The 23,597-nt window shown below is 45.8% G+C and carries 20 protein-coding genes; 11 read left to right on the forward strand and 9 right to left on the reverse strand.

Annotated features, from left to right (window positions below; all coding sequences use genetic code 11):
- Positions 1-72 precede the first annotated feature (72 nt).
- The 4 genes from QUB14_RS00495 to QUB14_RS00510 form a co-directional block, all read right to left on the reverse strand.
- Positions 73-1,134, reverse strand: coding sequence for a pentapeptide repeat-containing protein (locus QUB14_RS00495; RefSeq protein ID WP_333213730.1), 1,062 nt, complete (start codon positions 1,132-1,134; stop codon positions 73-75).
- 1,492 nt (positions 1,135-2,626) lie between these two features.
- Entirely contained in the window at positions 2,627-3,847 is a 1,221-nt protein-coding gene (locus QUB14_RS00500) for a histidine kinase (protein WP_333213728.1), read from the reverse strand.
- 398 nt (positions 3,848-4,245) lie between these two features.
- Positions 4,246-4,728, reverse strand: a complete 483-nt coding sequence (locus QUB14_RS00505; RefSeq protein ID WP_333213726.1) for a BON domain-containing protein — start codon at positions 4,726-4,728, stop codon at positions 4,246-4,248.
- Between the two features lie 480 nt (positions 4,729-5,208).
- On the reverse strand, positions 5,209-5,763 hold the full coding sequence (locus tag QUB14_RS00510) for a hypothetical protein (protein WP_333213725.1): 555 nt from the start codon (positions 5,761-5,763) through the stop codon (positions 5,209-5,211).
- A 69-nt stretch (positions 5,764-5,832) separates the two neighbouring features.
- Between QUB14_RS00510 and QUB14_RS00515 the strand changes: the two genes are divergently transcribed.
- Positions 5,833-7,233: an S-layer homology domain-containing protein gene (locus QUB14_RS00515; protein ID WP_333213723.1), complete on the forward strand. Its 1,401-nt coding sequence runs from the start codon at positions 5,833-5,835 to the stop codon at positions 7,231-7,233.
- Positions 7,234-7,270: 37 nt separating this feature from the next.
- Here QUB14_RS00515 and QUB14_RS00520 read toward each other — a convergent pair whose 3' ends face one another.
- A complete protein-coding gene (locus QUB14_RS00520) occupies positions 7,271-7,426 on the reverse strand; it encodes a hypothetical protein (protein WP_333213721.1) in 156 nt (51 codons plus the stop codon).
- A 346-nt stretch (positions 7,427-7,772) separates the two neighbouring features.
- Between QUB14_RS00520 and QUB14_RS00525 the strand changes: the two genes are divergently transcribed.
- Both QUB14_RS00525 and QUB14_RS00535 read left to right on the forward strand, forming a co-directional pair.
- Positions 7,773-8,807, forward strand: a complete 1,035-nt coding sequence (locus QUB14_RS00525; protein WP_333213719.1) for a histidine kinase — start codon at positions 7,773-7,775, stop codon at positions 8,805-8,807.
- A 624-nt stretch (positions 8,808-9,431) separates the two neighbouring features.
- Positions 9,432-9,689: a DnaJ C-terminal domain-containing protein gene (locus QUB14_RS00535; RefSeq protein ID WP_333213716.1), complete on the forward strand. Its 258-nt coding sequence runs from the start codon at positions 9,432-9,434 to the stop codon at positions 9,687-9,689.
- 231 nt (positions 9,690-9,920) lie between these two features.
- On the opposite strand, the gene QUB14_RS00540 is transcribed toward QUB14_RS00535, so the two are convergent.
- On the reverse strand, positions 9,921-10,166 hold the full coding sequence (locus QUB14_RS00540) for a hypothetical protein (RefSeq protein WP_333213715.1): 246 nt from the start codon (positions 10,164-10,166) through the stop codon (positions 9,921-9,923).
- 17 nt (positions 10,167-10,183) lie between these two features.
- Complete coding sequence (locus tag QUB14_RS00545) at positions 10,184-10,717, reverse strand: HAD-IIIA family hydrolase (protein ID WP_333213713.1); 534 nt, start codon at positions 10,715-10,717, stop codon at positions 10,184-10,186.
- A gap of 825 nt (positions 10,718-11,542) precedes the next feature.
- Between QUB14_RS00545 and QUB14_RS00550 the strand changes: the two genes are divergently transcribed.
- A complete protein-coding gene (locus tag QUB14_RS00550) occupies positions 11,543-13,075 on the forward strand; it encodes an MFS transporter (protein WP_333213711.1) in 1,533 nt (510 codons plus the stop codon).
- A gap of 254 nt (positions 13,076-13,329) precedes the next feature.
- Entirely contained in the window at positions 13,330-14,811 is a 1,482-nt protein-coding gene (locus QUB14_RS00555; RefSeq protein ID WP_333213709.1) for an MFS transporter, read from the forward strand.
- 146 nt (positions 14,812-14,957) lie between these two features.
- Here QUB14_RS00555 and QUB14_RS00560 read toward each other — a convergent pair whose 3' ends face one another.
- Positions 14,958-17,129, reverse strand: coding sequence for a P-loop NTPase fold protein (locus tag QUB14_RS00560; protein WP_333213707.1), 2,172 nt, complete (start codon positions 17,127-17,129; stop codon positions 14,958-14,960).
- 175 nt (positions 17,130-17,304) lie between these two features.
- Here QUB14_RS00560 and QUB14_RS00565 point away from each other — a divergent pair, with 175 nt between their 5' ends.
- A complete protein-coding gene (locus QUB14_RS00565) occupies positions 17,305-17,457 on the forward strand; it encodes a hypothetical protein (RefSeq protein WP_333213705.1) in 153 nt (50 codons plus the stop codon).
- Positions 17,458-17,578: 121 nt separating this feature from the next.
- Here QUB14_RS00565 and QUB14_RS00570 read toward each other — a convergent pair whose 3' ends face one another.
- On the reverse strand, positions 17,579-17,920 hold the full coding sequence (locus QUB14_RS00570) for a hypothetical protein (protein WP_333213703.1): 342 nt from the start codon (positions 17,918-17,920) through the stop codon (positions 17,579-17,581).
- Between the two features lie 762 nt (positions 17,921-18,682).
- On the opposite strand from QUB14_RS00570, the gene QUB14_RS00575 reads away from it, so the two are divergent.
- From QUB14_RS00575 to QUB14_RS00595, 5 genes are all read left to right on the forward strand, one after another.
- Positions 18,683-19,876, forward strand: coding sequence for a transposase (locus QUB14_RS00575; protein ID WP_333213701.1), 1,194 nt, complete (start codon positions 18,683-18,685; stop codon positions 19,874-19,876).
- Complete coding sequence (locus tag QUB14_RS00580) at positions 19,873-20,250, forward strand: vitamin K epoxide reductase family protein (protein WP_333213699.1); 378 nt, start codon at positions 19,873-19,875, stop codon at positions 20,248-20,250. Before QUB14_RS00575 ends, QUB14_RS00580 begins: the two co-directional genes overlap by 4 nt.
- A gap of 242 nt (positions 20,251-20,492) precedes the next feature.
- Positions 20,493-20,732, forward strand: a complete 240-nt coding sequence (locus QUB14_RS00585) for a hypothetical protein (RefSeq protein ID WP_190655907.1) — start codon at positions 20,493-20,495, stop codon at positions 20,730-20,732.
- Between the two features lie 166 nt (positions 20,733-20,898).
- On the forward strand, positions 20,899-21,936 hold the full coding sequence (locus QUB14_RS00590; RefSeq protein ID WP_333213696.1) for a hemerythrin domain-containing protein: 1,038 nt from the start codon (positions 20,899-20,901) through the stop codon (positions 21,934-21,936).
- A gap of 511 nt (positions 21,937-22,447) precedes the next feature.
- On the forward strand, positions 22,448-23,563 hold the full coding sequence (locus QUB14_RS00595) for an SDR family NAD(P)-dependent oxidoreductase (RefSeq protein WP_333213694.1): 1,116 nt from the start codon (positions 22,448-22,450) through the stop codon (positions 23,561-23,563).
- The last annotated feature ends 34 nt before the right edge of the window (positions 23,564-23,597 follow it).

Raw genomic sequence — 23,597 nt, forward strand, 5'->3', positions numbered from 1 at the left:
TCAAAAGTTTTGAGTTTTAAATTAAAGATTATTTAACTTAAAACTCAAAACTATTTTCGCTTAATCAACTTATCAATCCCGGCTGTGAGTAGCTCCATTCGGCAAAATCGCCCCGCCCAAAGCTGCTTCATTCAAATTATCAACATTCAAGCTTGCCCCAATCAAATTAGCCTCGGACAAATTAGTTCCTGTCAAATTCGCCCCTGTCAGAGAACTTAGCAGCAAACCCGCTCCCGACAAATTGGCGTGACTCAAATTCGCCCCCCGCAAATCCGCTTCCAGCAAGCTAGCACCTGCCAAATTCGCACCGCTCAAGTTAGCTCCCCGCAAAGAAGCTTTGTTCAAATTCGCAGCCCTCAAATCAGCATTGTGCAGAATCAAACCATTTAAATTAGCTTTACTCAAATTAGCTCCCTGCAAGTCGGCACCGCTCAAATTAGAGCCATTTAGATTGGCCGATTGCAAGTCAGCACCGCTCAAGTCAGCACCGCTCAAATTAGCAGCGCAAATAGATGCCTCCCGCAGACTTGCTTCGCTCAAAGAAGCCCCAACCAAATTGACGCCGCTGAGATTTCCGCGATTGAGATGAGCCCGAGTTAAAGTTGCTCCGCTCAGGTTTGCCCCGGTCAAGTCTACCTCGCTGAGAATCGCTCTCGTCAGATTTGCTCTGCTTAAGTCAACCCCGCTCATAATTGCTCGGCTCAGCGTCGCCCCGCTCAAATTAGCCTCAGTTAGTTTTGAGCCGCTTAGCAAACAAGCTCCTACTAAACTCGCTCCCGTCATTACAGCTTTGCTCAAGTCAGCCTGAGACAATATTGCTCCACTGAGATTGGCCCCGCTAAAATCTGCTCCGAGCGCCACAGTTCCAGTTAAACTAGAACTCCCGAGGTTAGCTTCAATTAATTTCGCCTTAGACAAATTAGCCCCGCTCAAGTCGGCGCCGTTTAAATTAGCTGCAATCAGTTTGCTTTTAATTAAGTTGGCGCCTTTCAAATTAGCGCTGCTCAAATTTGTTCGACTGAGATTAGCTTCACTCAAATGAGCTTCAATGAGGTTAGCCCCTCGAAAATCTCGTTCCCCGTTTCTATGTCTAATTAAAAGTTCATCGGCACTTAAAATTTCAGTGAAATTCATAAAAAAAGTTGAGTGAGTTTCCTTAATTTCTCGATGTTCTCTGTTGTCTGAAAATTTGTACTATCGTGTTTGGCCGTAAGTTTTTTCAACCTATACTGCCATATTAACAATTGTCAAAACTGGTTGATTCCTAGCATCACCCTGCTCACCTAGTTATAAGTCACGAAAAACCCGGTTTCTCGTAAATAATCTGGGTGTTTTCAGCGCGGCAGTCATAAAGAAACCTAGTTTCTCGCCGCGTGTAAGCCCTGTAAGTCTTATTTTGCTAGTAATTAGTTGGCGGTTGATGTTAGTTGTTAATTGTTAGTTGTATTTATACTAACTGCTAATCACTAACTATTAACTGCTAACCATGTAGCAAAATACCGAGAAGTTGTCGATCGATCTTGTCAAGGTCGATCGAATATTGGGAGTATTGCTGGCGGCATCCGCGCCGCATTCTGACCGGAAAAATTGCTGGTACAGGCGATCGAATTTATTAGTGCAATCAAGAAACAAGATCTCGGAGCTTCAACCCCAAATGCCTTCTACATAAGTGCCTTCTATCTTCGATCGCCCATGAAAGCAGAGCCCGGTCAGCTCAGCTAGTTTCACCTCCCCCCACTGTGCTGCGCGCCAGTGAAATCCAACAGGAAGGCTGTTTCCCTCGGAGTGCTGAACGAGTCGCAGGCAAAGCAAACAATACGCTGCGCTGAGCCTGAGATTTCGCGAAAAAATGAGCCGCGAGCCATTGTGCTCCCGCGCTGCTGTGCTTGCTATCAATCTTTACTCGATCCATGAGCGCTTGCGGTTCTAATTAACAGAACACCCGACACCAGACGCGCTCCCGGACATAAAAGCTGTTCCTGGGCTTCTCAAATGTTTCGCTGAGGCATTCCCAGAAAAACTGTATTCCTGTAGCAGGTCTTGCCAACGGCAATTCGGCTGCTACAGCCAACTAATGACCGGCCTAAGTCTTGCCCCAAGGCTCCGACAATATTATTATTCTAATATTTGCCGACCACCCCAGGCATTTCTGGGCGCGCGGGACTGGGTACTTCACCTGTATAAGTTGGTGAAATTAGCCACCCCATAATTAAAGATAGTCGCTCTTTGACAAACTGGGCAATATCTGCTGTAATTTATGTCATCTAATTTGATAATACTGCGGGGTTTGCAATCGAGCTGTAGTGAGTGTTACAGAGTAAAAAAACACTGCGGATTGAGGGTATAAAAATTAAGGGAGCCGATCGATCCTCCGGCGCAAAGCCCAGCTCCCGGCCTGGGCCACCCATCAAAATTCAACTGGTGACAGGTCGCGTTTTTTAATGTTTCCACTTTCCACGACAAAAGCCGACTTTCAGAGAAAAAGCCGACTTTTGAGATAATTTTACCGAGGAAGTCCAAAACTCCTAGCTCGCCGATGTTGCTTGGATCAGTTTCGACAATCCGAGTGCGCGAGTGCGACTACCCGGCAGGAAGTAGAAACAATACCCAAACAAACTCGGAAGTATTAAATCAGAGGGCGGCCGCCGGTAGTGCCATGAGTGGGATCGTAAATACCAGCGGTAGTATCAGCGCCCGGAGTGCCGGGAGCGCCGTAATCAGCCCGAGCGTTATCGACGCTGGGAGTATAGTCGTAGGTGTTCCAATGCTGAATGCCTCCGCGGCTCAAAATGGTTTCAGCTCTAGCGACTTCTGCTTCGCTGCCGTCAACCAGTACCAAGTAATCTCCCCTTGCCACGCGATCGTTGTATGCTCTAGCTTCCTCTTCGGGAATTCCCATACCGACTAAAGCTCCGATCAAGCCGCCTGCTGCTGCACCCAAAGCCGTACCGGCTAGTGTAGTGGCGATCGCCGTAGCTGAGGCTCCTGCCAGCATAATCGGCCCGATTCCCGGAATGGCCACTAGACCCAGACCTACCAACAAGCCTGTCAAACCGCCCAAAGTGCCACCTGTGAGGGCGCCTTTTGTGGCTCCTTCATCGGATTTGTTGTCTGTGCTGTCGTGCACGTCAATGCCTGCGATCTCCCCTTTCGAGTCAGCATCCTTAGCGATGACCGAAACCCGATTCATGTCGAAACCGGCAGTTCTAAGTTCTCCCAGTGCGTGTTCCGTCTCGCGGCGGGTTGAAAATACTCCCACGGCGCGCTTCTGGCTGCCCGAAGCTCTGCGGCCGGTCTCTGCCGGCACATCGTAAATGCCCCAATCCTGAATGCCCCGCACGCTCATAATTCCTTCGGCTGTGGCGAGTTCGGCATCTGTTCCTTCTACGAATACCAAATATTCTCCGCGCGAGACGCGATCGTTATAACCTTTAGCTTTTGCTTCGGGGACTCCCAAACCGACCAAACCGCCTACCAAACCGCCTGCTGCTGCCCCAATCGCGCCTCCGACAACAGTATCTGCCAGCAGAGTTGCGAGCGCGCCCCCCGCCATCACCGGGCCAACTCCCGGAATCGCCAGCGCTCCAATGCTTCCGAGCAACCCAATCAAACCGCCTGTCACGACTCCCGCTGTCGCGCCTGCTTTTGCGCCGCCGCCCGCTTTGTCGTCGGTACCCTTACCAGTACCAGTGCTAGCGCCCGCAATTTCGCTGCTATCGAGATTTTCCCCAACTACCGAAACTTTATTCATCGGAAACCCGGTACTTTGCAGCTCCATCAGGGCTAGTTCCGTATCTCGGTAATTAGAAAATGCTCCTACAGCTCGCTTGTGTTGACCTAAAGCCATTTTTTTTCTCCTTGAGAATATACTACTTTTACACAACCACAGAATTTATGCTCTGCCATCAATCACATTTATTCATTTTTTTCCAACAATTTTCATCGGTCGCTGGGAATAACTTCCCGCTCTCTCTTCAGGTTGGTTTCCCACTAATTATCCGGGCTGAAAAATCGCTAATGGGGAAGGGGAAGTTGCAGGTATTGCGCGAGTTTTGAGTGCGTTAATTTTAAATTCAATTTACACCCTTTAACTTAAAACCCCGCTTTCTCTAGAGAGTCACCTAATCGTTGTGAGCCGCTCCCAAAGCAATCTTACAATGCCCAACTTTACCCTCTTCCCTCAGACTTCTCTCCTAGATCGCTACATCGTTCTTCCTTGTTTCCCTCGGACTTCTTCTTTTTAATTTATTGATTGCTGCTAGGCGATGCCGATGCAGCGGGGGCGACAACAGCCGTAACATTCACCTCTTTGACACCCTTAATCTCTTTAGCTAGTGGCTCAATTTTAGCTAAATCAGTTTGATTGGGAACTGTGCCGCCTACGGTGACAAGGCCATCTTTTGCCTCAACAGTTAGCGCACCTTTAGTGATGTTTACTTCTAACTTGGAGCGCACTTCACTTTGCAGGTCGCCATCAGCTCTGATTGCATCGCCGCCCGTCACATTGTTGCGCTGTTCTCTGGCCCTGATATCAGAATTTGCTTGGTTTTTGCGAATCTCGCTAGTGGCGTCACCCTGAGTTTTTTGAACTGTATCGGCTGGGGGCGGGCTACTGGTATTTTCTGTGGCTGAATTAGGAGCATCAGAGCTAGTTTTAGCCCCTTCGCTGCAAGCAGCAGCTCCAAATAATAGGAGGCCGCTGAGGAGAATTGGTGTTAGTTTGTTCATAATAGGTTAATACCGTCCGGGTAAGCTTTCGATGAGTCTGACTTCGTTGAGCCAGATTTAGGAGCCAGATTAAGCAAGACAGAATCTTTGTTTCTGTCTTTGTTTCTGCTTTCTGCGTTGGTTTCTTATTGGATTTACAAATCCTTATATCAAATATATAAAGTTCAGCAAGTATCTACATCGCTCCACGGGTGTAAAATTTATCTATGTCGTTAGATAGAGTACAAAAAACAAAATAAGGTCTTAGAGCTAATTCAACTTAATTAGTCGGGCACGCACTATTCCTCAGAAACCCGGTTGATTCCGAAATTTTTAGTTACTAAAGCTAATATTTTCCTATACACCAAGTTTAAAAGCGTAAGTTTTATTAATAAATTTGAGCGCTACTCCCAACTAATTTTTCAATTTTCTCGGTTCACTCAATATCCATCCCTGAAATCCGTTAAATACCGTACACTACTCAGTGTAAAATTTCCTGCTTCAAAACAAACGAAAAGAGTCGAGAAATTTTTGAGCATTTTCTGGTTCTGGGGTAGTGGCAACCAGGCCGTAAACGCGGGTTTCCACCAAAAAAACTTGACCTACACCTACAGGTTCAGTGGGGGAAAGCGGCTGAAACTCAAATTCTTTTCCCGGATAGCCTCCGAGGGAAATATCCCGCACTTGCAAGACTTTAGCATTCGCTGCCACGACGAAAAGATCAACGGCATTATTTAAAGTAATTCTGATATTATTGATATTATTGTTCGTCAGGCGAAAATCTAGGTCAAAGTATTGAAGCAAATAAGATTCTTTGTTTTTTAAGTTCGATCGGTATGTATGAGCAATAATTTGATTTGAAAAAATTTCTGAATTAATTTTAGGAGTTCCCGGCATATCGATCGCAAACTGGCCCATCGCCGAGCAAAATGGCTGCCACTCGGGCGTCTGAATTTCTGCCCGCAGCGGGGCTGGTTGAGATGCAGCGGGACGGGCAAACTTGACCGGGTATGAAAGTAATGTAGCAGTAACTAGAAGTAAATACAAAAATTTCATTTGGGTAAAAATTATATATGCCCGATCGATCTGCGCTAGCCTAGAAATATATCTGCAAAGGGGCGATTTATGTTGAATATTATATTTACTCAACGGCGAGGCAACTCTTCAAGGCGATCTAAAATCACTAAAACCAATAAAACCAATATACTCGCTGCTGTAAATACTTGGCTGGCTGTATGTCTGCTGGCTGCTGTCACAGCTTGTGCAAACAGCCCCAACAGCAAGGCCCTCGAAGAAGCTTTAGCCGCCGATCCAAAATTAAAACAAAACCCAGTAGTTTTCTCTTCCCCGCCACGGGCAACAGCAATTGAGACAAACTCTACCGCCAAACTTCCTCCCGATTTCCCGACAGAGATTCCACTCTATCCTAATGCTGAGTTAATCGAAGTTGGTGGGCAAACCGATCCGTCGCAAAAAAATGTGCGGCTGCGCTGGGAAAGCACAGATCCTGTTAATTCGGTTCAGAACTTTTACTCCACAGAGTTTGGGCGTCGCAACTGGGAAATAGTCAGCCGCCCCACCGCCGAGGGACAAGGTTCTTTAGTAGCAACGCGAGATAATTTACGGGTAACTGTGTCGCTTTCTCCTACTCAGAAAGTAGGGGGTTCTACAGAATTTGCGATCGACTACAGCAAAGAAAGCCCCGAGATTGCCGCCAGTCCCCAACCTAACAATTCCGAGTCTAGCGCATCTCCAACCGCTTCACCAACTCCATCTAATTCAGAGGGAACTACTCCAACGCCATCCCCCTCGCCAAAATCAGCACAAGTTAGCCAACAAGACACCGAAATTCCTCAACAGTTGCGGCAGTATGTTGCTGATTTAAGTCAGTTGGAAGTGCTGAAAGTGCGATCTGCAGAAAGTGCTAATTTAGAAACAGCCGGCACTTTGGCCAAACCCAACAAAATTGTCACTCGCCGCGAATACGCCCGCTGGTTAGTAGCAGCTAACAATCAGATTTATGCTAGCCGTCAAGCCAAACAAATTAGATTAGCAGTAGACTCTAGCGAACCTGCCTTTTCTGACATACCCAAAACTGACCCGGATTTTTCAGCAATTCAAGGTTTAGCAGAAGCAGGTGTAATTCCGAGTTCGCTTTCGGGAGAAACTAAAGATGTGAAATTTCGCCCGGATGCACCTTTAACTCGCGAAACAATGATTCTTTGGAAAGTACCTTTAGACACTCGTCAAGTTTTGCCCACAGCTAACATTGACGGAGTGAAAGAAAAGTGGGGTTTTCAAGATGCTTCTAAGATTGATTCCCAGGCATCGCGGGCAGTTTTAGCTGATTTTAACAATGGAGATTTGGCGAATATTCGCCGCGTTTTTGGTTTTACTACTCTGTTTCAGCCGAAGAAATCAGTGACTCGTGCCGAAGCTGCTGCTAGTTTGTGGTATTTTGGCGTTCAAGATCAGGGATTGTCTGCTAAAGATGCCCTGGAAGCAAAGTCTCAACCTGCTGAGTAGAGTTGTTTGGGGTGGTTAAAAGTTTGGAACACAGCATCTACTTACCAATACCCAAGAAACCGGGTTTTTTCTCTGTAAGCAAACCCGGTTTCTGCGTCCAAGACTGATGAAATTGTACCAATTTTTGATAAATCGGCCTGCGATCGCCCGCCACAAAAATTGCAGCTTGAGTTTCTAGGATTTCGGTGAACATGGCTTACCCAGAAACCGACTTTTATCTACGAAAATGCCATGTAAAACGCGAGGCATATCCGGTGAAAAACCCCGTTTTTTTAATTCCTCTGGGGGAGTTTTCGTAAAAAACCCTTTTAAAAATTAAACATCGGCTTTTCTGTCCTTGTGGCCTATCCTAGGGGATAGATTTTTTTTCTTTAATCTTAATTTCTGTATCCAGCCATACAACTGCTGCATTTTGCGGGCCAATTTTATAAATATTTTAACTAACACTTTGTTCAAAACTCTCAGTAGGATTCCGGATGCCGTAGCGGCCTTAACGATAAATGAACAAGAGTGTTTGAGCTCTTGGAGAGCATTTTTTAATGTACGATATTACCTTATTTACCCCGCAAGACATGGCTAAATGCAGCTTAGTCCTGCGCCACTTAGGTAGAAATACTGCTAGTATGGAAGCCAGCAGCCAGAAGATTGTTAACTATATTTACCGACATTTTTGCGATTCGCAAACTGGAGAAAATAGCTGTGCCTTAGTGCGTTTGTTCAAAACTCATCCCTACGGGGAATTAGAAGACTCATTGCAACAATCCGCCCGCCGCTTGATGAAGGGCAATTCCCCCGCCGCCGACATGAAATGTTGGACTCTGCTAGCAGCAGCCGGCACACAACCGCAGTGGAATTCTCGGCACACAGCAGCAGAACATACAGCTATTCCATTAGTTAGCACCAAATTAGTGGCTCAAATGCCGGCGATTTCGGAAATAATCCGGCAGTTTGGTTTAGATATTCCTACATTCCTCGGAATTGAGCGAGAAAGGTTCCTGCAATTAGAACCCGCAGTATTAAATATTTTTCACGTATCAGAAGCAAAAGGCAGCCCCTTTATTCCTGAGCAAAATTCCTTAATTATCCCCTACCAAGTCAAGTCTGTCTTGGGATTTGGGGGACTTCTGCCGTCAGGAAGTTTGTTTGCGGTAGTGATGTTCCTGAAAGTTAAAATTCCCCCAAGCACGGCTGAAATGTTTAAAGATTTGGCACTTAGTGTAAAAACAGCATTGTCCATCCCCGGCGAACTAAGTGTTTTTGACTATTCAAAAAATCCTAAAAATTTTGTTACTAATAACAATTTAGCCGAAACCCAATTACTGGAATATCAAGTTGCCAATTTAATGGAAATGCTGGATTTTTCAGAACAAAAAATGCTAAGACAATCCGCTCTTTTTCAACAGAAAATTGACAACTTACAGCGCGAACTAGCCGAGTACAAAAATAAGGAACAAGCTTTGAAAGTAAGCCAAAATTCGTTTACAGGCATCCTCAATATTCCCAAAGAGGCTATTGGTAGCCTAGAGGAAAATCAAGGAATTCAGCATTTTAATCAAGGGGAAGAACAGATTTAAACCAAGCTCTGTGTTTAGCAACCCGGTTTATCAAAGAAACCGGGTTGTTGCTGTGTTTGTTCAGTGAATTTTACTTTTAGAGGAAGGAATGCCAGCATCTGGCTCGCTGTATATAGCAATCCTTGCAGGTGTCGTAAATTTTTGACCCCACCCCAACCCTCCCCTTATCAAGGGGAGGGAGTAAGAAATTCACAAATGATTTAGGATGGCTATATACATCTAAGTAGGTCGGCAGAAAAAAAATTAGGTAAATAAATGAATTTTAATGTCTGTTCCCCAAAATAATACTACAAGGACGCTGAGAGTTGGAGAAATATTTTATGCACGTAAACTACCAAGAAAAAATTGATTTAACCCCAGAGGAGTTAAAAATAATTTTGTCGTCGGCCCGTGAACTATAATTAATCGACCACAAATTCAGACACCGAGATTGGTTAAAGGCTGGATATAACCAAAGCTTTACAGATGTAGTGAACCTGCGAGGTGTAAAGAGAATCACTGTAAATAGATGGTTAAAACAATATAGTGCTGGCGGTCTGCAAAAATTGTTAAAAATACGGCACGTAACTGGTAGACCCGGAGTAATACTCTCCCCTGACACAGCCACGCCTATTAACGATTAATGTGCGAATTCCACCAGGGGCCAAACCCGGAGGCCGCATCCGTGTCAAGGGTAAGGGTCGTCCCAGTCCCTTCTCGCAAGCTAGGGGAGATTTATACCTGACTATCGAGCTACTGCCCCATCCATTTTTCCGGTTTCAAGGTGATGATATTATCAGTGAAATTCCGATTAGACCTGATGAATCTGTATTGGGTTCTCAAATAAAAGTACCAACGCCTGACTGTATGCAGAGTTCATGGAGTGCTCAAGCTAGCGTGTAACTAGAAGACTTTCGCCAAGTAGAGAAATGGTTCTCATGCTTACGGCTGGAAATTATTTTATCTGCGCTCCTTGGCACTTATTTTAGGATGCAAAAATAGTCTTACAATGACTACTTTTTTTGCGCCCACATAGAGCGAATTTTGCGGGGTGTGTTTGTCTCGGACATTGCTCGTTGCAGCATACCCGATCGCGGTTTACGGTATTGTCCAGACCACTTGATTTTGCTGTGGTCATACCCCCTGCTGTGCTTGAATTTCATTGAGCAACATCTCATCAGAGTAGGATTTTTCCCATTCGCCCTGAAGCTTGAGCCGCACTGACTTTGCGCCACCACTAGGCGTACAGACTACCCAGTACCTATCTTCTTGTCCTTTAACCTGAGCCGCATCCTGGTTTTCTGCATTGTGGGAAATCCCAGAATAGGCTTGAATACATACCCAGGTAATGCCGTTGCTATCTGTAATCTCTCGTTCCATGACTATCCTATCCATTACTATACTTCTGTAAGGTTGGGGACGATCGCCTCTTGATGTTGCTCGATCCAGTCCCATGCCCATTGAAAAGGTATACCTGCTCGTTGCGCCGCTTGTTCATCTTCGGGGCGATCGCCCACATACAGCGAATTTTGCGGGGTGTGTTTGTGTCTGACCATTGCTAGTTGCAACATACCCGATCGCGGTTTGCGGTAATGTCGGGACCACTTAGTTTGGCTGTGGTTATGAACATTGTGGCCAGTGACGCGGAAACACTTTTTACCCTCAAAGTCGGGGCAGAAGTAGATCTCTCTCAACTCTGGGAATAACTCAAGCGTGTATTGCTGTTCCTGGATGCACTCTTGCATAGACTTATGACCGGCGGCAACTCCACCTTGGTTGGTGATGCCGACAATAATCCAATCCTCTTTGTAGGCGCCAAGGGCAATCTGGGCACCTTCAATAATGCGTTGATCTTTGGGATGTTGGAAGTATTGTTGTCCGCTGAGCGGTTCACGGAGCGTACCATCCATATCTATTAGTAATAAGCTCATCGTTCCCTAGAAAATTTCCTGTTTTATTAAACATCCTAAGCTGCGATCCATTTCCTCTCCTCTAGCTAATGGAATGTACTGCTAGGGCGATCGACCTATCTTGAAACGAAAGGGGTTGCCTCACCGCCAGAGATACAAATCTCGCCCACCAAAGAATTTAGCCCCACCTCAGTGCTAGCAGAGACAACCCCTTCCTTTTGCCCCTCCTTCCTGAAACCAAGCTGATGATTACCTCAAGTCCGATGCCCCTCCAAACCCAACAACGGCAACCACCTGTACATTTATTGGCTTCAATCGAGCCTACTCCTTAAAATCCTCATTAAAAATTCTTCCGCTTGAAGATGAAGTCACTCTAGGAAATTTCAGTCGAGTTGAAATCTACGAGCTCAACTTCTAACTCCAAGAACCTTAGAGCTAGCATATCTGCACCATCCTCAGAGTTAACAACTCTATCTTGAGAAATACCCTCTAAGGATTAACTGTAAAATAATTTAACCAAATATTGTAACTGAAAGGTTAAAATTTGTTTACAAAAAACAATAATTATCTATAAAAATTTTTGTAAACTTTTTATTAAAGTTCTACTATACTAAAATATAGAGTTTTTTATATAAATTCTGTATAAAAAAACCTGACTGTTTGGGACAGGTTGTGGTTATATTTCTGGAATACTTTATGGCGTTTACTAATTGACGCTCAGCAGGTAAGGGGTTGCCATTGCAGGATTTAAATAAAGCATTTTTTAGGACATTTGTCTTTAGAAAGGCACTCAGATCAAAGCAGTAAGGTAGTTCCGATTAAGTCTTTAAATATTGCCTAGATAATATGCTCAGTCCACACGAAGATAGCATTTTAGTAGAAACGAGTCCTCTGACCCCTCTGGTTATTGAGGACACCCCAGACCATAAAGCATTATCAGAGCCGCTATTTACTGCAAACCCGCATCTTAAAATTCCCAAGGCAGAAATTCGGAAAAGCCTCAAGGCATTAACTACCGAAGGTGCGTTTGCTACGGTGTTTTACAGTATTATTGGCGGCGCGTTGCTTAGTAATTTCTTGCTAGATCTCGGTGCCAGTACAGTGGAAATTGGTCTGCTCGCCTCAATTCCTCAGGTAACCAATTTGCTGCAACCGCTGGGAGCCTATCTGGGAGACCGCATCAAGAGCCGCCACTGGTATTCCCTGTTGATTTTCGGCTCGTCGCGGCTGCCGTGGTTGCTGATTGTGCCTGGGATTTGGTTGGTGGGATCATCTCGTATGCAGCCGCGCCAGTTGGTGCTGTTGACATTGGCAATTATCTGCCTGAGTAATTTCATGGAAGCTTTGGGCCGTGCTTCCTTTCTTAGCTGGATGGCTGTGTTAGTACCAGACCGATTGCGGGGGCGGTATTTTGGCTTTCGCAATAGTGTGGTGACCTTAACCAATCTCATCGGCGTGCCGCTGCTGGGTCTAGCGGTATCGAAGTGGCCGGGTGGTTCGCTCTCTGGCTTCGGTGTGGTCTTGGTTGTGGGAGTTGTGTTCGCAATACTCAGTCTGATCTTTCAGTTCTCGATAACCGATGTCAACCCGCAGCTAGTACACGCCGCCGATTCGGATACAGACCACGGCTCGCCCTTGAAGAAAGTTTTTAGCTTCTTCAAGGATGCCAATTTTTTGAGGTTTCTGCTTTACTCTGGCTTGTGGAGCTTTGCGGTTAACATCAGCGCTCCCTTCTTTAACCTCTACTTGCTGGGGGACCTCAACCTAGATGTCAGCGTGGTAACGCTCTATAACAGCTTGGGAGCTGGGGCTAACTTACTGATGCTAATGTTCTGGGGCAAATTGGCTGACCGGATTGGCAATCGCCCGCTGATGATAACTGTCGGAATCTTGGTGGCTCTGACGCCTCTGCTGTGGCTAGAAGCTGGAACCTCTCCATTTTTCCTTTGGGCTTGGTTCCCCTTGTTGCATATAGTGGGCGGCGCGACTTGGGCAGCGATTGACCTGTGCAGTGGCAATCTGATGATGTCGGTGACGCCGTTACGCAATCAGTCGCTTTATTTTGCTATTGCGGCGGCGGTTCCTGGAATCACTGGGGCGATCGGAATCACGGTTGGTGGCTATGTCGCGACTCTGACTGATTTTGGAGGCTTGCCAACGGTGTTTGCTCTCTCAGCCGTCCTGCGGGTGTTGGCCCTCCTGCCATTGGTGTTGGTTCACGAGCAGCGCTCTGTGCGTGTGAGTGAGCTAATGCGAGTCCTGATCCCAACACTCAAGCGTCAAGCAGCGGCTATTCAAGCAGGACGCACCACTTTGAAAGCATTACCATTAATAGAAGAACTTGAGGATGAAGGTCCACCTGCAAGCTCATCCACTTAGTCTTGAGATGGCGAATTGACGAACCCTCCCCCGGAACGGGGAGGGATTTTTATTCATAGTTCATTGCAATGAACTACTGCGGGGACAAGAGCCGCCTGGTACCATTTCTGAAAATTCAACTATAATTAAGTATAATTGCTTATTACAAAAGCTTTTCAACATATCTATCCTAGTGGGGATGTGGCGAAAAACGAAATAAGCATTGGTTTTCTGCTTATCATATGTTAATGTAGCGGATATTACCAAGAACCCTCATGAATCCTCTACTGACAGGATTACTAAACTTCCAAGGAGTAATAGTTGAAGATTTTCAACACACCGAGAAAGATTTAGTATTAAAAGTCGAACAAGAGAATAGGGCATTATCAGAGACGGTATTTCCTCCAAAGCCGCCTCAAAAAATTTCCAAGCGAGAAATTCGGACAAGCCTTAAGGCATTAACTACCGAAGGAGGCTTCGCTACAGTCTTTTCCAGTATCATTGGCGGCGCCTTGCTTAGTAATTTCTTGCTGGATCTCGGTGCCAGTACAGTAGAAATTGGTTTGCTCGCCTCAATTCCTCAGCTAACCAATTTGCTGCAACCCCTGGGAGCCTATCTGGGAGACCGCACGAACAGCCGCAATTGGTATTCCCTGTTGATTTTTGGCTCGTCGCGGCTGCTGTGGTTGCTGGTTGTGCCAGGGATTTGGTTGGTGGGCTCATCTCGTATGGCTGGAGATCAGTTGGTGCTGTTGACACTGGCAATTATCTGGGTGACTAATATCATGGAAGCTTTGGGCCGTGCTTCCTTTTTTAGCTGGATGGCTGTGTTAGTACCAGACCGATTGCGGGGGCGGTATTTTGGCTTTCGCAATAGTGTTGTGACCTTAACCAATCTCATCGCTGTGCCGCTTCTGGGTCTAGCAGTATCGAAGTGGCCCGGTGGCTCGCTCTCTGGCTTCGGTGCGGTGTTGGTTCTGGGAATCGTGCTGGGGATAATCAGTCTGGGCTTTCACTTCTGGATGACTGATGTGAATCCAAAGCTTTTACAGGTCACCGATTCGGATACAGACCACCTGTCACCTTGGGAGACAGTTTTTAGCTTCTTCAAGGATGCCAATTTTTTGAGGTTTCTTCTTTACGCAGGCTTCTGGAGCTTTGCGGTTAACATGAGCGCTCCCTTCTTTAACCTCTACTTGCTGGGGGATCTCCACCTAGATGTCAGTGTGGTAACGCTCTATAACAGCTTGGGAGCTGGTGCTAACTTACTGATGCTGATGTTCTGGGGCAGACTGGCTGACCGGATTGGTAATCGCCCCGTGATGATAACTGTGGGAGTCTTGGTGGCTCTGACGCCTCTACTGTGGCTAGAAGCTGGAACTACTCCCTTTTTCCTTTGGGTGTGGTTCCCCTTGTTGCATATAGTGGCCGGGGGGACTTGGGCAGCGATTGACCTGTGCAGTGGCAATCTGATGATGTCGGTGACACCGCTACGCAATCAGTCGATTTATTTTGCTATTGCGGCGGCGGTTCCTGGAATCACTGGGGCGATCGGAATCACTGTTGGTAGCTATGTCGCGAGTCTGACTCATTTTGGTGGTTTGCCAATGGCATTTGCTCTCTCAGCCGTCCTGCGGCTGTTTGCCCTGCTGCCCTTGGTGTTTGTTCACGAGCAGCGCTCGGTGCCTGTGAGTCAGCTAATTCGCGGCCTATTCCCAGTCAGGCACCCAACCAAGCTGATTGAAGCAAAGGAATAGCAATAAATTTTTGGCCTCGCCCTGGTTGCTTCTCTGAACGATGAGTTTCTAACGTTCGTCGCCAGTCAGTTGCGTCATACCCTCCACACCATTTTGATTACCGGATCGAGGCTCTAGCGCTGCTATTCGACCGCCTAAATCCTTGCCTAATCCGAGCCTTGTCCCTGCTGGTGCATCTCATATTCTTGGATAAATTGGGCGATCGCATTTTTCCGATCTTCTGTTAACTCGCTCGTTTCACCGAGACTCCTCATTCGCTCAACGATAGCGGATGGTTCGAGATAGGGTTCGAGCCAGTAAAGGTCAAGTTTGTAGCCTGTTCTGGGAGTTTCGTTTGACCCATCCTCACTAAAATCTTTTGGCAGCAAATTCTCCAAGAAATTAACTAGCCCTTCGTCATCCTCAATAATCTTTTCAACCCATTGCTTGACTTCCTCTTCTCCTGCCCAACTTTGCCAATAGTGTAAATTTTCAGATAGCTTTGGGGATTGCAGTAGGGAGTTTTGTTGTGCAGCATCTCGCAGCCGTTTCAAGGCTATTCCTTCAAGTTCTTTAAGGTGTTCTACACTCTGGAGCCATTCCTCTGCGGGGATAAATTCCTCTGGTCCATACTTACCTTGTTCCTGACCCAAGGCTGCTACTTCGCGCACAATTATGGATAAGGCGTTACCGTTTGATATTGCCTCTTTCAAGGTTTCAAACCGTGCTTGTTCGTCAATTCGATGCAACAGTTGTGAGAGCAGGCGTTCAATTCTAATGTCATTGCCAAAATCAAACATTCCATGCGGTTCGTCTTCCGGAGGCAAAAGCTGGTCGCCGACATCAAACAAAGCTTTCACAATTGAAGGAATGCAATCGGTAGGAATTTCTTTTTCAGGGTAATCCTCAAGCCGTTCAAGAAATGCCCGAATTTGCGTCGTGCCATCAGAGCGTTTTTGATGAGCAAGTTCTACAAGATTTTTACCAAATGCCTTTGCATCTTTTGCCAAGGCAAAAATTGTTTTTATCTCAGCATCCGAGAATTCATCTTGTGTTAAGACTAAACGGAAGTAGTTGGGAAATATATCTAAGCTGCAAATACGTAATTGCTTGCCCCATATTGACTCGTCTTGGGCAGGGGGATAGGTATTATACCAAACACCTTCTAATTTAGGAAAAAGGTGCAATAGCAGCCGTTTGATTGGTTCTTTATCTTCATCTTCAAACGGAGCCAGCCACGAATAATGAAAATCTTTAATTTCGTCCCAGGTCGGAATTAGAGAACCCTCCGCATCCACATTTCCCGCAAAGAATTTAGGATTTTTGCGGATTATGTCATAGATCGTTGGGCGAAAGGCTCGCAGGGACTCAATAGCAATAAAATCAACAGGGTTCACTTCACTTTTCACCGCTGGGTATGTCACGGTTAAGAGGTTGGTTAGACGAGTAATGTCGCGAGGGTTGGTAATAAAGTGGTCTATCCCTTGTAAATAAACATTGCCCCAGCGATTTTGATTGAGTAGTGGCTTTGGTGCGTCAGTCAGTATGCCATTGAGTTTTTCAAAAAGTAGCTTGCGGAGTGAGGTTTTATCTGGAAGAGGTAACTCAAAAGAAGCTTGAACAATCTGATTTAGGTAGGTGTCTCCGGGTAAAGGTTGTTTATCTGTGAGGGTTTTGATGACAACTTCTTGATCGAAAACGAGCAAATAGACAACGTTAGTAAAGTTGGGAATTGATTTAATAAGATAAAATAATTGACTAATCTCTTCAGCGGAGAGCCTGTCAATATCGTCAATGGTTACTACGATTCGCGGATGCTGCTTTTCTAGTGTATCTTCGACTTCTTCTTTTAAGTCCGAAGTCTCCTTCTCTTTATCGTCAAATAATTTTACAAGTGCCTTACTAGCTTGAGCGTAAGGAATAGGAATTTCAGAAACTGCTTTAGCCAGATTAGTTATTCGACCTAGGATGCCTTTGGAGACAGTTTTAAATTGGCTCAAAACAGTCTGTAATTGACCAATAAAGCGCCTTGTGATGTCTTCGCCGCCAGAAAATAACCAGGGATTAAAAGGGACAATAATAGGTTGCTCGCTCTCGGGCTTTTGTTCGAGATAGTACGTTAAAAAGTTCAATAGTGTGGATTTGCCAAAACCTGAGGAACCGTAAATTGCAATAACGAACCCTTCAGGAAAGTTCATTTGGCAAATACTGTCTGCAAGATGTTTGGCGAAGGGTGCATATCCTAATCGGTCTTGTTTCGGCTCGATTAAGGCGTTATCTGCCGATGGGTCACTAAAATCCTCCGGCAAGATTTCTGAATCGTTCTTTGTTTGAGCCATACAGCCTCTCTCTTTGTTAGCTAACGTAGTCTTGCCGTTCAATGTTTGTTTTAATTAACACCCCCCTAGCGTGCTGAGTTCGGGGTGTTGAATTACGTTTTAAGTATGGGACTGCTTATCTTTATAGATGCTCAGAGAATAGCATCAATGAAGCTCTGTTTTTGTCTACTCCTAGATGGATATTAACGTTAAGCTAGGTTGTGTAGAAGGAACAGAGTTGCCAAAATTTAACACCCGTTTGCACGCACCTAAGTGGGCGATCGCAGCAAACGAAGGCATCGTGGTGAGGCAGAACACCAGCATGGGTTTTTCTCCGATCGCGCCTTAAGCCAATCGACGATAGTTTGGAGGAAGGTTTCGCTGCACTTTATTGCTGACGTAGATCCCGATGTGCCCAACTGGGAAGGAGCGCAAGGTGTAGTCTTCGCTAGCAATATATGTCTTAAGAGCTAAGGAAGATGCTGGAGGAGAGGATCTTGCTCGGCGTAAATGTTCAAAATCGGGATGCGGATGTTTCCCAGATCCACTCGCTTGTTGCCAATCTCAACCTGACCTTGAATCAGTTTTTTTCCCTGAGAGAAATCTTTCATGAACTGTCGGTAAGCCTCTCCAGCTTGGTCGGGACTATCAAAAAGCCACTTTTCCATCCGGAGAAAATTGATTAGTTTGCTTTCAAAATAGATGTTCTCCAGAAGGTCAATATACTTCTGAACTCCTAACTGAAAAGGCTTCAACATCAAGAACTCCCAATTCAGGAAGTCGCCGGGAATGTTGCCCAGAGTATCCACCATTAAATCTACATCTCTTCATCCCTTGGGCTTGTCTTGGCAACTAGAAGAAGTGCTCCCCCTACTTATTAAGCCGATACAAAAATTTCTTCTTCATTTTTCCATAAAAGGATTTTATTCACTACAAAGGCCTCTACTAAACTTTAATCCTGTTACTTTGTCTAAGGGTCTACCTAAAGAAGGGACATAATATTAACCGAGTTGAAGCTTTTCTATACAAGAGCTTGAAATACAGCGCTTTATTTACAAGTACCTCTTAGGTAAGTGGTAGGCATCAAACTGAATCCATAAAATGATGGGAAATCTATACACTTTCAGCGCAGGACGATCGCGTCGTTGAATTGGGTTCCTAGTGCCTATCCTATTCATTTTCATTGAAACGCTTCGTGTATGGCTGATGTGACCGTTAACGCATACGTTTTTATTGAGGATTGCGCTTTATGGACCCCAAACAACTGAGTGAGGAGCTGCGTCAAGGAAAGAACCCTCACATGACCGTCGGCGATGGATTATCGGCTTATCTATGCTTGGGGGTTCGATGGGACAAGCCGTGACACTCTACCAGAGTCGGATCGTTAATCACCTACCAGATCCGCCGGGACAAAAGCTTTTCAATGCAGACCGCGTTGACGCTTCTAATTACCAAAAACTTGGGTCTAAAGCCCCGTCCTTCTAGGACGGCTTTAATTCTCTTTCTTGTTGTAAAAATTTATGGAGTAAACGCATAAACGAGAAAAGTATTTGCAGGTGTGGTAAACTAATCGCATGATAGTCTTAGAGTTTAAATTAAAAGGCAAAGCAGAGCAATATCAGGTCATCGACGAGATGATCAGAACAGCTCAATTTGTCAGAAATAAAACTCTTAGATATTGGATGGACAATCAAGGAATTAAGCTTGTTGACCTATACAAACAATGTGCCGTCATGGCAAAAGAGTTTGAATGGGCAGGCAAGCTTAATTCAATGGCACGTCAAGCTTCGGCAGAACGTGCCATTTTTGCTATCCAACGTTTTTTCGCTAATTGCAAAGCTAAGCAACCAGGAAAAAAGGGCTACCCACAGTTTAAAAAACATACTAGATCCGTCGAATACAAAACTTCGGGTTGGGCGCTTTCTGCCGACAAAAGGTGTTTGACTCTTAAAGACGGTTTCGCAGCGGGAAAGTTTAAACTAATCGGTAGTAGGGAGCTGCATTTTTATGCACCCAATGAGATAAAAAGAATCAGAATTGTGCGTCGTACTGACGGATACTACGCCCAATTCTGTATCAACGTGGAGCGAAAAGAGGAGCTTGTTCTCACTGGGAAAGCTATCGGAATAGACGTAGGACTAAACCATTTCTACACCGATAGCGATGGCGAAACGGTTGCCAACCCTAGGTATCTCCGAAAAAGCGCAAAAGCTTTAAAAAGATTGCAGAGACGAGTTTCTAGAAAAAAGAAAGGCTCTGGTAATCGGAAGAAAGCGATCAATAAGTTAGGAAGAAAGCACCTGAAGGTCACGAGGCAGCGTAAAGACTTCGCCATTAAGACGGCGTTGTGCGCGGTAAAATCTAACGATTTTGTAGCCTACGAAGAACTTCAGGTTAAGAATATGGTCAAGAATCATAAGCTTGCTAAATCAATTAGTGATGCAGCGTGGTCACAGTTTGCTCAATGGCTGGAATATTTTGGGAAGGTGTACGGAAAAACGGTAATTGCTGTCAATCCTCAGTACACTTCTCAACAGTGTTCAAATTGTGGCAACTTGGTTAAAAAAAAGCTGTCAACTCGCACTCATATTTGTAATTGTGGTACAACGTTAGATCGCGATCACAATGCGGGAATTAACATTGTGAGGAAAGGATTGAAGCAGGCAGGAATTTCTTTAAATACGGCGGGGCACGCCGAAATAAACGCTTGGGGACAGAACAATCTCTACTCTTTGGTGGTGACGCCAACGAGCAAGTTGACTGAGTGATCCAAGAATCCTCGTACCTTCAGGTCGAGGAGTGTCAAGCTTACAACAAATTCAACTCACCCGACGGGCCAATAATGGTGGCTAATTATGCCATCACTGCTTGGCTAGCTGCTGCTGGTGGTCTAGACCGCGCTAGGCGCAATCCTTTGCTACCCATTGCAATGGGTATCAAGCTGGTGTTGGACGGAGTGACCAATGTCGAGTTAGCTCGTGAGGAATGGAGCGAGAACAAAGCGTTTTGTGAATACTGCCAAGTTGCGACGGTTTGCTCGATCGCCTCCATTGTACTGGCAGTGCCGGAGGTTCTTACCGCTGTTGGCACCCTGCTGGGACGCCGCGATCGGGACACCGAAGCACAGGGCAACACACGGTAATCGATACAGCGGGGAAAAGTACGGATGATTTTCTACAGCGGTGTTGGGCGTACAGCAAATGTTAAGCCCGATGGAGAATGATTGCCCATACATATTTTGTGCAACATACATATTTTGTCTAATTTTTCTCCCTCAAGACTTCCTCTAGAATTAGTGGTAGAACGAGTCATGTCTAAGGATAGAACACCTACTTGAAACTGAATGATAGCCTTGTATAGTAAGGTCAAAAACAAGTGCAAATCATGACATCACAGAATCCTCCAGATACTCGGCAAGATGATGCAAAATATGACCCTCAAGATAATCCGGGAACCCAAACAAGTATACCGACCACAGAAGAGGGTGAAACTCCACTGGATGAGAGATATCGCATGACCGGCCAACAATCCGGTACTGACGTTAGTCCCGGTAGTGAACCTGAAGCTCCTGGAGCGGCTCCCAAGGTTGTTGGAAGTCCAAATCAAGGGACTGACTCCCGTTAAAAAGATTCTTGAAAATCGCGCAAATTTGTGATGCAGATGAAAGGTAGCTCAGCAGATAAGGTGGTCGAGACACTGCCTTATTTGCAAATAATGCCGAACCCAAATCGCCTGAGCAACAGGATAGCAACAAATATCAATCAGATTATTTAACCGAGGATAACTAAACATGGTTACAACGTTAGACGATACAAAACGGCTTGCGATCGGCGAAAGATTGGCGGACTTGAAAGCGTTTCAAAATTTAATTATCTCGAACGATCAAAAGCTAATAGATGCCTGCCCTGATGAAGATGTTCGCAAGCGTCTCCAGAATATGCTTGAGGATGACCAGAAAAACCTGGGCATTATAGAGACGGTGATCGTCCAATACGGGATTCAAGCTGAACCTAGTGCTGCGACCAAGATATTTATTCCGCAGTTTGAGAAGATGATGTCCGGCGATGAGTTTACGTATTATCAGAAACTCATGCACCACGAACTGATGAAGCATGGTCAAGCCATGAGTGGAATCATTATTCACAAAGCCGCTCAGAAGGTTGGAGCTGATATTGAAGTGGCAATTGGCCCTTTGAATACCGTCAACTTTGAGGGTCGCGCTCACCAAGAACAACTCAAAGGAATGCTCGAACTGGTGGGTGTCCGGGAAATGACTGGTAAAGACGCTGACCAGGGACTCTGGGCACGGGTGCAAGATGGGATTGCTGCATTGTCGGGTGTAGTTGGCAGCATAGCCACTCAAAACACTGACAAACAAGATATGAACATCCAGACCCTCATCCGGCTGGATCATAACAAGGAGAATACCATCTTTACCGAAATCGGAGCTACTAAAGACCCTCAAAAGCTCCAAGAGTATTTCGGGCAACTCTACAAAGATTTGTTGGTACACGCTCAAGCTGAAGAAGAAGTCGTCTATCCCAAAATTCGATCGTTCTACGGTGATGACAACACTCAAGAGCTGTACGATGAGCAAGCGCAAATGAAGCAGGTGCTCGATGAAATTAAGGCTATGGACTCCACTAATGCCGACGAGTTTAGATCGAGAATTAAAGACCTGATGGAGGCGGTTGGCGACCACATTCGTCAAGAAGAATCCACGATGTTTGCGGCGATTGACAAGAATTGCAGCGACGAGCAAAAAGAGCAAATGGCAACCGAATTCAAAGCTGCCAAGAGCAAGATTCAGCAAGAAATGGCAGCCTAATTGCAATAACAGCCAAGCCTCTCATTACAAGACAAAGCATTGCCTGGTAAGCGGCTGCATGGCTTTTATTGAGAGGGGAGCTGATTGGGCAATAAGAGAATAGCTTTTTAGCTCCCACTCTCTAGCCAACCGCGATCGCCATAACAGCAGCTTCTCAACAGAAGTTCCCCTTTGAGGGAAACTTCTGTTGAGAATAAAAAAGTCTGGCTAACAACTTAAACCGAAGAGGTAGATAGGTATTGCTAATTTTAAAGGGATAGAAATAAGTCGCTGAGGAAATTGAACTGCCAGCGCTTTACCAATAAAAAATTGTAGTTTAAAATACCTTTAAAATTAACAATAACTATCATATAGCAATCCTACATGAGTCGTAAATTTTTTACCCCACCCCAACCCTCCCCTTAGCAAGGGGAGGGAGTAAGAAATTCACAAATGATTAAGGATTGCTATATCAGGTTCAGGTAATAGGGTAGATTGCGCTTCACCATACATCAGCATTTGAGTTGTAACCATGAATTCCTATATAGATAATCAGAATCCTCTTATTCTTTTTGCAGTTGGCGTGGCCGCTTTGCTCGTCGTGCTTTGGGTGGTGCGATCGTGGCGCGAACGTCAATACGATCTCACAGGCAAGACGGTGCTGCTTACGGGTGGTTCTCGCGGACTTGGTTTGGTTATGGCACGCCAGTTGGTGCAGCAAGGAGCGCGTTTGGCAATTTGTGCCCGCGATCGCGCAGAACTCGAAAGGGCGCGTGTGGAGCTGGAGCAGTGCGGTGGAGAGGTGCTGACTGTTCCCTGTGATGTCACCGATCGCTCCCAGGTTGACCAGATGGTGCAGCAGGTGCGCGATCGCTTCGGTCAGATCGACATCCTCATTAACAACGCAGGCACCGACCTTGTGGGGCCAATGGACGTATTGACGATGGAGGACTACGACGATTTGATGAAGCTGCATTTCTGGGCACCGCTATACACTACTTATGCGGTTTTCCCAGAAATGCGTCAACGACAGGCGGGACGCATCGTTAATATTTCTTCGATCGGCGGCAAGGTAGTTTCTCCGCATATGTTGGCGTATTGCGCCAGCAAATTTGCCTTAACGGGTTTCTCGGAAGGGATGCGGACAGAACTGGCAAAGGACGGGATTGCTGTCACAACGGTATGTCCGGGTTTCATCCGCACAGGCGTGATAGACCACGCTATGTTCAAAGGTCAGCACCGCAAGGAGTTTACCTGGTTCAGCATTGCTGATTCGTTGCCCTTGATCTCGACGAGTGCCGAAAAGGTTGCTCGTGAGACCATTGCGGGATTTCGACGGGGTGATGCAGAGGTAATTGTGCCACTTTGGACTTGGTTTAGTGCCAGACTCTATGCTCTTTTTCCAGGGCTTTCTACCACTGCGATCGGTTGGTTTAATCGGTTGTTACCTGGAACAGGTGGCATTGGTACTGAACGCGCTTTTGGAAAAGACAGCCACTCATCTTTATCGCCTTCGCTGTTAACCTCTTTGAGTGACAAAGCCGCACGGCAAAACAATGAGATGGGGGGCCCAGAGCAACCGGATGGCGATCGAATCCCTGAGCGATCGAGCTACGGATCGTCTGTGTCCGACGGTGAGGATGGGTGAGCCGAAAGTGCGCGATTCTGCTACATAAGACGCT

The sequence above is a fragment of the Microcoleus sp. B3-D2 genome, from assembly GCF_036705345.1.
Taxonomy (GTDB): Bacteria; Cyanobacteriota; Cyanobacteriia; order Cyanobacteriales; family Microcoleaceae; genus Microcoleus.